Genomic DNA, 12,657 nt, shown 5'->3' on the forward strand with positions numbered 1-12,657 from the left:
TGCATGCCCGCCTCTGCCCCGCTCACCAGCGACCTCGACCCTCAACGCGCCGCCGGCATCAGCGCGCGCATCGACCGCCTGCCTGCCGTGGCCACGATCTGGCGCCTGGTGGCGCTGCTGTCCATTGGCGGTTTTTTCGAGCTGTACGACCTGTTCCAGACCGCCTACATCAGCCCGGGGCTGATCCGCGACGGGATCTTCGCCAGCGGCAACCAGGGGGTGTTCGGTTTTTCCGACCAGGCGGCCTTCGCCTCGGCGACCTTTCTCGGCCTGTTCCTCGGCGCCAGCCTGCTGAGCCCGATAGCCGACCGCTTCGGACGCCGGGCGATCTTCACCTTCGCCCTGATCTGGTACACCCTGGCCACGGTGCTGATGGGGCTGCAGAGCACGGCGCTGGGGATCATCTGCATGCGATTCCTGGTGGGCATCGGCCTGGGCATCGAACTGGTGACCATCGACGCCTACCTCAGCGAACTGGTGCCCAAGCGCATGCGCAGCTCGGCCTTCGCCTTTGCCTTTTTCGTACAGTTCCTGTCGGTGCCGGCAGTGGCGCTGATGTCCTGGTGGCTGGTGCCCCAGGCGCCCTGGGGGATCTCCGGCTGGCGCTGGGTGGTGCTGGCCAGCGCGGTGTTCGCCCTGTTCATCTGGTGGTTGCGCTCACGCTTGCCGGAGTCGCCACGCTGGCTCGCCCAGCACGGGCGCTTCGACGAAGCCGACCGGATCCTGCAAGGCCTCGAGACCCGCTGCGCCCGGGACTACGCCAAGCCGCTGGATGAGCCCGAACCCCAGGCCATGGATATCCAGGGCCGTGGGCGCTTCGCCGATATCTGGCAACCGCCCTACCGCCGCCGGGCCCTGATGCTGATCGTGTTTCACGTGTTCCAGGCCATCGGCTTCTTCGGTTTCGGCAACTGGCTGCCGGCGCTGCTGTCGGGCCAGGGCGTGAGCGTCACCCACAGCCTGCTGTACGCCTTCATCATCACCCTGGCCTACCCCCTGGGGCCGCTGCTGTTCGTGCGTTTCGCCAACCGCTTCGAGAACAAGTGGCAGATCGTCGGCTCGGCCCTGGGCGCCATGACCTTCGGCACCTTGTTCGCCCTGCAGAGCAGCGCCCTGGGGCTGATTGTCTGCGGGGTGATGATCACCTTCTGCAATGCCTGGCTGAGCTTCAGCTACCACTCCTACCAGAGCGAATTGTTCCCCACCAACATTCGCGCCCGGGCGGTGGGCTTCTGTTACTCGTTCAGCCGTTTGTCGACGGTGTTCAGCAGTTTGCTGGTGGGCTTTTTCCTCGAGCATTTCGGCACGCCCGGGGTCCTGGCCTTTATCGTCAGCAGCATGCTGATCGTGATCCTGACCATCGGCCGCTTCGGGCCGCGCACCCGCAACCTGGCCCTGGAAGACATTGCCCACGCATGAAGACGGCGCCGGCAGCGGTTGCCTGAAAGCGGCAAGACTTGTCCGCTTGCTGGCAGCCACGACCGGCGTCTTGAGCCAAGCCCTTGATATACAAGGGCTCATCAATCGGCATGGAACTTGCTAAAACCTCAGCCTAGTTCTCTTACACAGGTTCCCGATCATGTTGGTCAACGCCCAGAAATCCGTTTCGGTGCAGCCCACCTCGCGCACCGATATGGACCCGACTACCGCAGCCGCCAGCGCGCTGTACAGCGGCATGCTGCAACAGGCCCAGAACTCCGTGACCTATCCGGCGTCCCAGTCCTCCAGCCAGCAGGCCAACAGCGTGGACGACAACGTCAACGCCGCCTTCGCCAAGACCCGCGTGCTGCTCCAGGCCACGCCACCGACCGCCAGCGCCGCGCAGGCTACCAGCGCGACGGAAACCGGCGCGCTGAGCGAGTTCAAGGACTACATGAGCAAGACCCCGGAACAGCGCCTGCGCGACAGCATCCTCAAGGACATGGGGCTGACCGAGGAAGACCTGAAGAACCTGCCGCCAGAGCGCCAACTGGCGATCAACCAGGAAATTGCCCAGCGCCTGCAGGACAAGATGCAACTGGCCAAGGAAGAGAAAGACGCCAAGGACAGCGCCAAACCGGTGGACGAGAAGTTCCTCGCCGCGCTGTAACCCCGCTGAACGCAAAAGGTTTCCCCATGGGAACCCTTTTTTGTGCCCGGCGAAAACCGGCTACTGCAACTGCAGGGTCGAGTTGAACTGGCTGATGGCATCCACCACGTGCCGCGAGCCTTGCTGGATCTCCAGGATCACCTCCCCCGCCTCATTCGCCAGTTCGACCCCGAGCCCGGTGCGGCTCAGGCTCGACTGCATGCTGGTCACCGCGCTCGTCGACAGGTCGTGGTTCTTGCGCACCACCTCGACGATTTCCACCGTCGCCTGGCTGGTGCGCGCCGCCAGGCTGCGCACCTCGTCCGCGACCACGGCGAAACCGCGCCCGTGCTCACCGGCACGGGCGGCCTCGATGGCCGCGTTGAGGGCCAGCAGGTTGGTCTGGTCGGCGATCCCGCGGATGGTCTGGACGATGCTGCCGATGATGTCCGACTGCTTGCTCACCGCATCGATGCTGTGGGCCGCTTCATTGAGGTCATGGGAAATCTGCTGAATGATTTCCACGGTCTGCTGCACCACCTCCGAGCCCTTCTGCGCACAGGCGTCGTTCTGCACCGAGGTGCTGTGGGCGGACTCGGCGGCGGAGCGCAAGGTGGTCATCTGATCGGTGATGTCGCTGGCGATCTTCACCACCTTGTACAGGCGGCCCTTGGTATCGAACAGCGGGTTGTAGGAGGCTTCGAGAAACACCGTCTGCCCATACTTGTTTTCCCGCTCGAAACGATGGGAGTGAAACTCGCCACGGTTCAACGAAGCCCAGAATTGCTTGTACTCCGGGGATTCAGCCTCGGAACGGTGGCAGAACATGCTGTGATGCTGGCCAACGATTTCATTCAGGGTGTACTGCATGGTCTTCAGGAAGTTGTCGTTGGCGGTGATGATCCTGCCGTCCGGGCTGAACTCGATGATGGCCATGGAACGGCCGATAGCGTTCAGCAGGCTCTGGTTCTCATGTTCGACATGGATGCGTTCGGAGATGTCCGACGCCACCTTGATCACACTGCGCACCTGACGATCGGCATCGAACACCGGCATGTAGCTGGCTTCGAGCCAGATCTCCCGGCCACGCTTGTCCAGGCGCAGAAAAGTCCCGCTGACCGGTTCGCCACGCCCCAGGTCGCGCCACAGCTTGCTGTACTCCTCGCTGCGATAGAACTCTTCCTCACAGAAAATCCGGTGATGCTTGCCACGTATGTCTTCTGCGGAGTAGCCCATGACCTGGCAGAAGTTTTCATTGGCATCCAGCACGATGCCATCGGGCGAGAACTCGATCATCGCCATGGAACGACTGATCGCCGCCAACTTGGCGTTGGCCTCGCTCAGCGCACAGTTGAATCGTTCGATTTCCAGCAGGTCAGCCTTGTGATGTAGGTTAAACATGGTTGTATCACCTTCAACGCTGTCTTTTGATTGACGGAAGTTTCTAGTCTTTCAACTGATCCACCACAACGATCTATAAAACAGGGCAAGCGCCTCCCTCCATATGAGAGAGTAAGTGTCAGGTGATAAATGATGTTTAATCGGAGAGTCCATGTTGCAACGCTCTTATCAAGCCATCCTTTACTTGATGCCCCATTTCCGGGCCTGACCTAACAAAGTTAAGAAACTCCATCTAAATCGACACTCCTGATACTGCGGTGCCTCTAACTGCGCACTCTCGCCTTTATTCATGGATTCAATACTGCGCCCTGGATGAAGGTCGCACGCATACCGGTTACATCGGCGCAGGCCGCTCGGGACGGATACTCATAGGCCAACAGATACGAATTTTCACAATTGAGCATAGACAGCCGCAGTCTCTATGCAAGGCCACTAGTCAGTCTGTTTTCACAACTTTCGAGGTATTGAAGTACATTCGCGACAAGTAACAAACAAGACATAAACAGAGCCTGTGGCAAAGCCCGGGAAGCTCCCGCACTAAAACTCTTCGAGGGTCGACAGAAACGCCTGGACCAGAACACTCGACTCCCGCCCCGGCGCCGCTACCAGGGCGAACTCCCGCTCCACTCCTGTGCTCAGTTCCAGCACCCGCAACCCTTCGCGTTGCACCGGTAACGTACTCTGCGGCACCAGAGTCACTCCCAGCTGCTCGCGCACCAGGCTGAAGGCACTGTTCCATTCCCGCACCTCCACCCGGACGTCGGCCAGGGGGATCCCGGCCTCGGCGGCCAGGCTGCGGGCATTCACCGAACAGCCCCCGGTGGCCAGGACAAAGGGCTGCGCCAGCAAGGTTTCAAGGTCGATGGTCGAGGCCTGCCAGGGGTGATCTTCAGGTAGCACCGCGACCCACGAATCACGCCCCAGCAACCAAGAGCGGCGCTCGGGGGTCGGGTTGAGCACGACCCCAAGGTCCACCAGTTGCGCCTCTAGCAGCGTTTCGACCTCATCATCACTGACCTCCAGCTGCACCACCTCGATGCCCGGATACAGCTGCTTGAAACGCCGCAGCAACGGCGGCAGGAAAGTCGCCAGGACCATGGGAAAGCCCGCCAGTCGCACACTGCCTTGAGGAATGCCCCGCGCCGCGTCCACCTGCCGGCGGACCTCGGCCAGGGCCTCGAGCATCACCCGCGCCTGGGCCAGCACCTGCAAACCGATCGCCGTGGGCAGCGCCTGGCGGCTCTCGCGGACAAACAGCTGCACCCCGAGCATGTCCTCCATCTGGGCGAGGGCCTGGCTGGCCCCGGACTGGGTCATGCCCACCTGCTCGGCGGCCCGGGTGATGGTGGCGCACTCGGCAATCGCCACCAGCAGGCGCCAGTGCATCAGGTTCATCATGGCAGTAGCTATCCTTATGGCAGTGTTCTGAAAGATTAATTTTACCCATGTTGCCGCCTTGCACGACACTGGCTCCCACTTTCACCAGAGACCTGCCGATGAAACTCTACTACGCCCCACAAGCCTGCTCCCTGGCCTCCCATATCGTGTTGCGCGAACTGCAATTGCCTTTCGAGGCCATCCGCGTCGACAACCGCAGCAAGCGCACCGCCGACGGCCGGGACTTCCTCGCCATCAACCCCAAGGGCTACGTAGCCGCGCTGCAACTGGACAATGGCCAGGTCCTCACTGAAGGCCCGGCCATCCTGCAATACCTCGCCGACCTCAAGCCCGAGTCCGGCCTGGCCGCGGCCAATGGCAGTTGGGAGCGGGTGCGCCTGCAGGAAACCCTGAACTTCATCACCAGCGAAGTGCACGGGATCATGGGCTGGCTATTCAATCCGGGGTTCGATGATGGGGTGAAAGAGGTGTTCAAGCAGAAGTTGTTCAAGCGCCTGGCCTTGCTCGAGCAGACGCTGGAACACCAGGACTACTTGCAAGGCGCGCAGTTCGGGATCGCCGATGCCTACCTGTTCACCGTTCTGCGCTGGACGGCATTGTTCGCCATCGACCTGGCGAACTGGCCGGCGCTGTCGCGGTTCCAGGCTCGGGTCGAACAGCGACCGGCGGTACGCGATGCCCTGGCGCTGGAACTGGCCTGAGGGGAGAGAGCACGAAGCCCGCGGGGCGGGCTTCGTCAAAGTGATCAGTGGCCGAAGATATTCACTTCGGTCTTCTTGGCCTTTTTCTCGGCGCGTTTCTCGTCTGCGCTCTTTGCCGGCTTTTTCTTGGCATTTTTCTTGGCGTTCATACCTTTGGACATGACGTTCACTCCACTGATGCGGGAAAGGCTTCAGGTATAGCACCTATAGTCGGCCAGGGTTCTTTTATAATCCGCCGGCCCCTGTTGCCAAATCCGGAAACCTCATGCCCGACCTCCAGATCAACCTGCTTGCCGAGGTTGAACGGCCCTTGCTGAACAAGTTCTATCGCCAGCACCGGTCATCCATGCGCGCCGCTTCCGAGGGCCAGCTCTGGGTTGCCAGAAGCAGTGAAATCATCGCTGGCATGAGCCTGAGCCCGGCAGCTGAAGGCTATTGGCTGACGGGCCTGTTCGTCGCCCCGACCAGTCGCGGCCAGGGGCTGGCCACCCAGCTGGTGGGGCAGGCCGTGCAAAGCGTCGAAGGCCCGGTCTGGCTGTTCTGCCATCCGGACCTGCAGGCCCTTTACCGGTCGATGGGCTTCTGCAGCACGACCTGCCTGCCACACGCCTTGAACGAACGGCTGGCCCGCTACCAGCGCAGCAAACCGTTGCTGGCCATGGCCATCGACCGGCCTGGGTCGAGGCCCTGACACCGGGCGGGCCGGGGCTTATTCGTCGGCGTTGGGGTCGAGGTCGGGAAACAGCACTTCGGTGAAGCCGAACTTGCTGAAATCGCTGATCCGCGAGGGGTACAGCCGGCCGATCAGGTGATCGCACTCATGCTGCACCACCCGGGCGTGGAAACCCGAGGCCACGCGCACAATGGGCTCGCCCCTGGGGTCGAAGCCTTCGTAGCGGATGTGCTGGTAGCGCTGCACCGCGCCGCGCAGGCCGGGAACCGAGAGACAACCTTCCCAGCCCTCTTCCAGCACCGGGCTCAAGGGCGTGATCAGCGGATTGATGAGGATGGTTTGCGGCACCGCTTCGGCTTCCGGATAACGTTCGCTGTGCTCGAAGCCGAAGATCACCAGTTGCAGGTCGACACCGATCTGCGGCGCCGCCAGGCCGACGCCACCCACGCTTTCCATGGTCTGGAACATATCGTCGATCAGTTCCCAGAGCTCGGGGCTGTCGAACATTTCCGGCGGTACCGGCGGGGCGATGCGCAGCAGGCGCTCATCGCCCATCTTGAGGATTTCACGGATCATGATCAGGCTTCGTCAGTGGTCGGCTTGAGCGAGTGGTCCCGGCCCAGTCCCGAAACGTGTTGTTTTTCGTCGTGCTGGTCAAAGTCCTTTTCGCCAGGGTCCTTGCCTTCGGCCGACATGTGTTCGATCACCGCGTTCATCTCCGCTCCCAGCAACAGCACCGCGGCGGAGATATAGAAGTACAGCAACAGCACGATGATCGCACCGATACTGCCATACATGGCGTTGTAGTTAGCGAACGTCTTCACGTAGTAGGCAAACCCCAGGGAAGCGACGATCCATACCACCACCGCCAGCACCGAGCCCGGGGTGATGAAGCGGAATTTCTGCTGCACATCGGGCATCACGTAGTACATCAGGGCCACGGCCACCATCATCAGCAGCACGATCACCGGCCAGCGCAGGATGGTCCACAGGGTGACGATGAAGTCCTCCAGGCCCACCTGCCCCGCCAGCCAGGCCATCACCTGCGGCCCCAGCACCATCAGCGCCGCGGCGGCCAGAAGCATGCCGGCAATGCCCACGGTGTAGAACACCGACAGCGGGAAGCGCTTCCAGATCGGCCGCCCCTCGACCACGTCGTAGGCGGCGTTCATCGCGCTCATCATCAGGCGTACACCCGCCGAAGCGGTCCACAGGGCGATGACGATACCGATGGACAGCAGGCCACCCTTGGACTGCTGCAATTGATCGATGACCGGGTTGACCTGCTCCAGGGCCTCGTGGGGCAGCACCAGCTCCGACTGCAGGCGCAGCCAGGTGAAGAAGTCCGGCAGATGGAGGAAACCGATCAGGGCGATCAGGAACAGAATGAAGGGGAACAGCGAGAACAGCATCTGGTAGGCCAGTGCCGAGGCGTAGGTGGACATCTCGTCCGCGATGAACTCATTCACCGTGCGGATCAGTACCCGGTGCAGGGGCAAACCTTTGAGGTCCGGAAAAATCATAGCGTCTCCTTTCGCCGCAAAAAGGTTGAAGTCGATAGCGACTCAGGGGGCGTTTTCTACAACAAATTAGCCTAGTTGGCGAACCGCAACCATTTCCAGTGGCCGATTCCCCTCTCTCACCCACACCTCACATGAAAACGGCCATCCGTGGATGGCCGCTGCAGTGGGTCATCGAACAGGCCGTTTTCAGGCCTTGTCGATGGTCTTTTTCACTGCATCCTTGGCTTTGCCCACCGCTTGCTGGGCTTCGCCTTTCTTCTCCTGCAGCTTGCCTTCAGCCTGCAGCTTGGTGTTGTCGGTGGCTTTGCCGACACCTTGCTTGACGTTACCGATGGCTTCGTTAGCCAGACCTTTTGCCTTATCCGCTGTGCTGCCCATGGTATTTCTCCGTAGAACATTCATTGATCGAACAAAGGGGATTGCGTCGTTACCCAAGGTTGACCCGCGGCTTTCGCGCAGAGTTTCAATTATTTTTGCCGGGCATTTCATCGCGCCGCCCAGGTAGCGCTTTATGTTTGCCGGGCAACCCGGGAGAATGCTCCCCCTGTTCAGGCCAAGCACTGAAGATCCAATCCCCGTAGGAACGTTATGAAACTCGATAAAAAGCAGGCTATCGCCCGCAGGAACCAGGAACTGGGCGGTGCGGTGCTGGGCGTCAACAACTGCCACTTCGCGGAGCTGAACCGCAACCGCAATATCTGGTGGTTCGATATCCTGGTCACCCGCCTGGCCATCGGTCAGTACGAATGGGTGCACCTGCTGCTGCACACCCCGGACACCGATCAACTGCTGCACCTGAAAGTGCCTACGGTGTTCCTGCGGGAAAAACTCGAAGGCCTGGTGATCCGCAACGAAGGCAAGCGCAAGGCCGCCCTGAGCCTGGAGTTGAGCGCCGACAAGGACTCCTTCCTCAAGGACGTGCGCCCGGCCGGCACCGGCGTGAGCTTCGCCCAGTTCCAGCAGTAAGGCGGGCGCCGCCCAATAAAAAAGCCCCGCACTGGCGGGGCTTTTTTGTGGGCGCTGCGGCTTACTTCTTCACGCCGAGCTTCTTCAGCTCTTCGTCACGCAGCTCGCGGCGCAGGATCTTGCCGACGTTGGTGGTTGGCAACGCATCGCGGAACTCAACAGCCTTGGGCACCTTGTAGCCGGTGACATTGGCACGCATGTGCGCCATCACCTGCTCCTTGGTCAGGGTCACGCCCGGCTTGACCACGATGAAGATCTTGATGGTCTCACCGGATTTCTCGTCCGGCACGCCGATCGCCGCGCACTGCAGCACGCCCGGCAGCGAGGCCAGTACGTCTTCCAGCTCATTGGGATAGACGTTGAAACCGGAGACCAGAATCATGTCCTTCTTGCGGTCGACGATGCGGATGTAGCCATTGGGCTGGATCAGCGCGATATCACCGGTCTTCAGCCAGCCTTCGCTGTTGAGGACTTCATCGGTGGCATCCTGGCGCTGCCAGTAGCCCTTCATCACCTGCGGGCCCTTCACGCACAGTTCGCCGACTTCGCCCAGGGGCAGCTCTTCCCCGGCGTCGTCCACCACCCGGCACAGGGTCGAAGGCACCGGAATGCCGATGGTGCCGATCTGGATGTTCTGGATCGGGTTGACCGTGGCCACCGGGCTGGTCTCGGTCATGCCGTAGCCTTCGCAGATCGGGCAGTTGGTCACTTCCTTCCAACGCTCGGCCGCCGCCAGTTGCAGGGCCATGCCACCGGACAAGGTGACTTTCAGCGCCGAGAAATCCAGCTTGCGGAACGCTTCACTGTTGCACAGGGCGACAAACAGGGTGTTGAGGCCGACAAAGCCGCTGAACTTCCACTTCGACAGCTCCTTGACCATCGCCGGCAAGTCCCGCGGGTTGCTGATCAGGATGTTGTGGTTGCCCATGAGCATGATGGCCATGCAATGGAAGGTGAACGCATAGATGTGGTACAGCGGCAGCGGGGTGATGAGGATCTCGCAGCCTTCATTGAGGTTGGAGCCCATCAGCGCCTTGCACTGCAGCATGTTGGCCACCAGGTTGCGGTGGGTCAGCATGGCGCCCTTGGCGACCCCGGTGGTGCCACCGGTGTATTGCAGCACTGCCACGTCGCTGCTGGCAGGGTTGGCTTCCTGCACTGGCTGGCCATGGCCCTTGCGCAGAACGTCATTGAACTTGACGGCCTGGGGCAGGTGATAGGCCGGCACCATCTTCTTCACGTACTTGACCACGCTGTTGATCAGCAGGCGCTTGAGCGGCGGCAGCAGGTCCGCCACTTCGGTGACGATCACGTGCCTGACCCCGGTCTTGGGTACCACGGCCTCTGCCAGGTGGGCCATGTTGGCCAGGCAGACCAGGGCCTTGGCGCCGGAGTCGTTGAATTGGTGTTCCATTTCCCGCGCGGTGTACAACGGGTTGGTATTGACCACGATCAGGCCGGCGCGGATCGCACCGAATACCGCGATCGGGTATTGCAGCAGGTTGGGCAGTTGCAAGGCGATTCGATCGCCGGGCTGCAAATCGGTATGCTGCTGCAGGTACGCGGCAAAGGCCCCGGACAGTTCGTACAGCTCACCGTAGGTGATTGTCTTGCCGAGGTTGCTAAAGGCCGGTTTGTTAGCGAAACGTTGGCAGGACTGCTTCAACACCGCCTGAATATTCGGATACTCGTCTGGATTGATATCGGCAGCAATCCCAGCTGGGTACTTATCCTTCCAAAAGTCTTCGATCATGGAAGCCCACTCCTCAGCAACGCGAATTCATCACCGCATTTGATGCGATTATTATTTGTCTGTGTTTTTTATTGGTGTCTATTGTTGGTGAGTCTGGCTTTTACTTAGGCCGAGAAGTCACAAAGCGCGCCGAGAGTAGCAGCTTTGGAAAAGGCCGACTAGAGCCAAAGAAGGCCTGAATAGTCACAAAAATGACTCAAGACAATTTAATAGTCACTTTTAGAGTAAAAATTCTACCCACCTGAATTCCGCTCTGGCCCGGGGCTTTGCGCCCCTCGGAATGCAGAGCCGGCAAGCCGGTTGCGCCAACCGGCTTGCCCGCCAGGTAAAAGCCCTGGGCTCAAGCGATATCGCGCAACTCGCGGCGCAGGATCTTGCCCACCGGGGTCATCGGCAAAGAGTCACGCAGCACAATGTGCTTGGGCACCTTGTAGCCGGTGAAATTCTCTTTGCAGTAGGCCTTGAGCTCTTCAAGGCTGACCCCCGCCTCACGCGGCACCACAAACAGCTTCACCGCCTCGCCGGAACGCTCGTCCGGTATGCCGATGACTGCACAGTTGGCGACTTTCGGGTGAGCCATGACCACATCCTCGATCTCGTTCGGGTACACGTTGAAACCCGAGACGATGATCATGTCCTTCTTGCGATCGACAATGCGCACGAAACCGTCCGGATCGATCACCGCGATATCACCGGACTTGAACCAGCCCTCGGCATCCAGCACTTCGGCGGTGGCCTCGGGTTTGTTCCAGTAGCCCTTCATGATCTGCGGGCCCTTGATGCACAGCTCGCCCCGCTCGCCCAGCGGCAGCTCGACGCCCTGGTCATCGATGATCTTCAAGGTGGTGCCCGGTACCGGCAGGCCGACGGTGCCCAGCCGCGAACGCTCGCCATAGGGGTTGGTACAGGCCACCGGCGAGGTTTCGGTCAGCCCATAGCCTTCGGTGATCCGGCAGCCGGTCAGCTTCTGCCAGCGCTCGGCGGTAGCCTTGACCAGGGCCGTGCCGCCAGAGTTGGTGAGCTTCAGATTGGAAAAATCCAGGTTCTTGAAATCCGGGTGATCCATCAGTGCCACAAACAGCGTGTTGAGCCCCAGTAGCGCAGAAAAACGCCACTTCTTCAGCTCCTTGATGAAGCCGCCGATGTCCCGCGGGTTGGTGATCAGCACGTTGTGGTTGCCGGTCACCATCATGCACATGCAGTTCGCGGTGAAGGCATAGATGTGGTACAGCGGCAGCGGCGCGATCATCACCTCCTGGCCTTCGCGCCACTGGGTGTGGCCGTCGGGCCCATGCTGGCCGAGGCAGGCCCGCGCCTGCTGCATGTTGGCCACCAGGTTGCCGTGGGTCAGCATCGCGCCCTTGGCCAGGCCGGTGGTGCCCCCGGTGTACTGCAGCACCGCAACATCGTCGTGGCCCACCTGCAGCGGCTTGATGCTCTGGCCACGCCCCAGGCGCAGGGCACTCTTGAAGGAAATGGCCTGGGGCAGGTGGTAGGCCGGCACCATCTTCTTGACCTTGTCCACCACGGTATTGATCAGCCAACCCTTGGCGCTGGGCATCATGTCGCCCATCCGGGCCTCGATCAGGAACTGGATATCGGTATCCCCCAGCACTTCCTGGACCTTCTGGCCGAAGATGTTCAGGTAGACCAGGGCCCGGGCCCCGCAATCCTTGAACTGGTGGCGCATCTCCCGCGCGGTGTACAGCGGGTTGGTATTGACCACCACCAGCCCTGCGCGCAAGGCTCCGAATACCGCGATCGGGTACTGCAAAACGTTGGGCATCTGCACCGCAATACGGTCTCCCGGAACCAGATCGGTATGGCTTTGCAGATAACCGGCGAAGGCCGCGCTGTAGCGTTCCAGCTCGGCGTAGGTGAGGGTCACGCCCATGTTGCTGAAGGCCGGGCGATCAGCGAATTTCTTGCAGGAACGCTCAAACACCTCGATCACCGACTTGAAGGCCCCCAGGTCGATCTCGTTGGGGACGCCAGCGGGGCGCTTATCATTCCAGAAATCAGGTTGCATTATTCTTGTCCTCTCTTGTACCTGAGCTATCCGGGCCGCCACTGTAACGCTCTCAGGGGCGGGGCTCCTCGGACGTTAGCAGCTATGGCGATTCAGGCAAATATGCGCAAGTGTGTCATTAATTTTGTGAATCTTGCTTCCAACG

General features: G+C 60.9%; 12 protein-coding genes and 1 pseudogene. 5 read left to right on the forward strand and 8 right to left on the reverse strand.

Translation table 11 applies throughout. The annotated features are described in order from the left end of the window. The first annotated feature begins 3 nt into the window (after positions 1–3). Together PFLCHA0_RS23275 and PFLCHA0_RS23280 are read left to right on the forward strand one after the other, a co-directional pair. Positions 4–1,419, forward strand: a complete 1,416-nt coding sequence (locus PFLCHA0_RS23275; protein WP_011062842.1) for an MFS transporter — start codon at positions 4–6, stop codon at positions 1,417–1,419. Positions 1,420–1,579: 160 nt separating this feature from the next. Further along, positions 1,580–2,089, forward strand: coding sequence for a hypothetical protein (locus PFLCHA0_RS23280; protein WP_011062843.1), 510 nt, complete (start codon positions 1,580–1,582; stop codon positions 2,087–2,089). Between the two features lie 60 nt (positions 2,090–2,149). Here the strand turns inward: PFLCHA0_RS23280 and PFLCHA0_RS32415 are convergent, their stop codons facing one another. From PFLCHA0_RS32415 to PFLCHA0_RS23290, 3 genes and pseudogenes are all read right to left on the reverse strand, one after another. Next, positions 2,150–2,689 carry a methyl-accepting chemotaxis protein gene (locus PFLCHA0_RS32415; RefSeq protein WP_225368817.1) on the reverse strand — a complete coding sequence of 180 codons (540 nt, stop codon included), beginning with the start codon at positions 2,687–2,689 and terminating at the stop codon, positions 2,150–2,152. A gap of 6 nt (positions 2,690–2,695) precedes the next feature. Then, a pseudogene (locus PFLCHA0_RS32420) lies at positions 2,696–3,469 on the reverse strand (PAS domain-containing protein); the annotation flags it as partial. A gap of 537 nt (positions 3,470–4,006) precedes the next feature. Then, the gene (locus PFLCHA0_RS23290; protein ID WP_015636725.1) at positions 4,007–4,867 is read right to left on the reverse strand and encodes a LysR family transcriptional regulator; all 861 of its coding nucleotides are present in this window, start codon (positions 4,865–4,867) and stop codon (positions 4,007–4,009) included. Between the two features lie 98 nt (positions 4,868–4,965). On the opposite strand from PFLCHA0_RS23290, the gene gstA reads away from it, so the two are divergent. After that, positions 4,966–5,568 carry a glutathione transferase GstA gene (gstA, locus tag PFLCHA0_RS23295; protein WP_041119583.1) on the forward strand — a complete coding sequence of 201 codons (603 nt, stop codon included), beginning with the start codon at positions 4,966–4,968 and terminating at the stop codon, positions 5,566–5,568. 265 nt (positions 5,569–5,833) lie between these two features. Continuing rightward, positions 5,834–6,259: a GNAT family N-acetyltransferase gene (locus tag PFLCHA0_RS23300; protein WP_015636728.1), complete on the forward strand. Its 426-nt coding sequence runs from the start codon at positions 5,834–5,836 to the stop codon at positions 6,257–6,259. 18 nt (positions 6,260–6,277) lie between these two features. On the opposite strand, the gene def is transcribed toward PFLCHA0_RS23300, so the two are convergent. From def to PFLCHA0_RS23315, 3 genes are all read right to left on the reverse strand, one after another. Then, complete coding sequence (gene def, locus PFLCHA0_RS23305; RefSeq protein WP_011062848.1) at positions 6,278–6,817, reverse strand: peptide deformylase; 540 nt, start codon at positions 6,815–6,817, stop codon at positions 6,278–6,280. Between the two features lie 2 nt (positions 6,818–6,819). After that, positions 6,820–7,764 carry a YihY/virulence factor BrkB family protein gene (locus PFLCHA0_RS23310; RefSeq protein WP_015636729.1) on the reverse strand — a complete coding sequence of 315 codons (945 nt, stop codon included), beginning with the start codon at positions 7,762–7,764 and terminating at the stop codon, positions 6,820–6,822. Between the two features lie 186 nt (positions 7,765–7,950). Further along, a complete protein-coding gene (locus PFLCHA0_RS23315; protein WP_011062850.1) occupies positions 7,951–8,142 on the reverse strand; it encodes a CsbD family protein in 192 nt (63 codons plus the stop codon). A 210-nt stretch (positions 8,143–8,352) separates the two neighbouring features. Here PFLCHA0_RS23315 and PFLCHA0_RS23320 point away from each other — a divergent pair, with 210 nt between their 5' ends. Continuing rightward, positions 8,353–8,730, forward strand: a complete 378-nt coding sequence (locus tag PFLCHA0_RS23320) for a hypothetical protein (protein ID WP_015636730.1) — start codon at positions 8,353–8,355, stop codon at positions 8,728–8,730. Positions 8,731–8,791: 61 nt separating this feature from the next. Here the strand turns inward: PFLCHA0_RS23320 and fadD1 are convergent, their stop codons facing one another. After that, entirely contained in the window at positions 8,792–10,483 is a 1,692-nt protein-coding gene (gene fadD1, locus PFLCHA0_RS23325; RefSeq protein WP_011062852.1) for a long-chain-fatty-acid--CoA ligase FadD1, read from the reverse strand. Positions 10,484–10,823: 340 nt separating this feature from the next. Continuing rightward, positions 10,824–12,512: a long-chain-fatty-acid--CoA ligase FadD2 gene (gene fadD2 / locus PFLCHA0_RS23330; RefSeq protein ID WP_011062853.1), complete on the reverse strand. Its 1,689-nt coding sequence runs from the start codon at positions 12,510–12,512 to the stop codon at positions 10,824–10,826. Positions 12,513–12,657: the final 145 nt, after the last annotated feature.

This window comes from Pseudomonas protegens CHA0 (genome assembly GCF_000397205.1).
In the GTDB taxonomy this organism is placed as follows: Bacteria; Pseudomonadota; Gammaproteobacteria; order Pseudomonadales; family Pseudomonadaceae; genus Aquipseudomonas; species Aquipseudomonas protegens.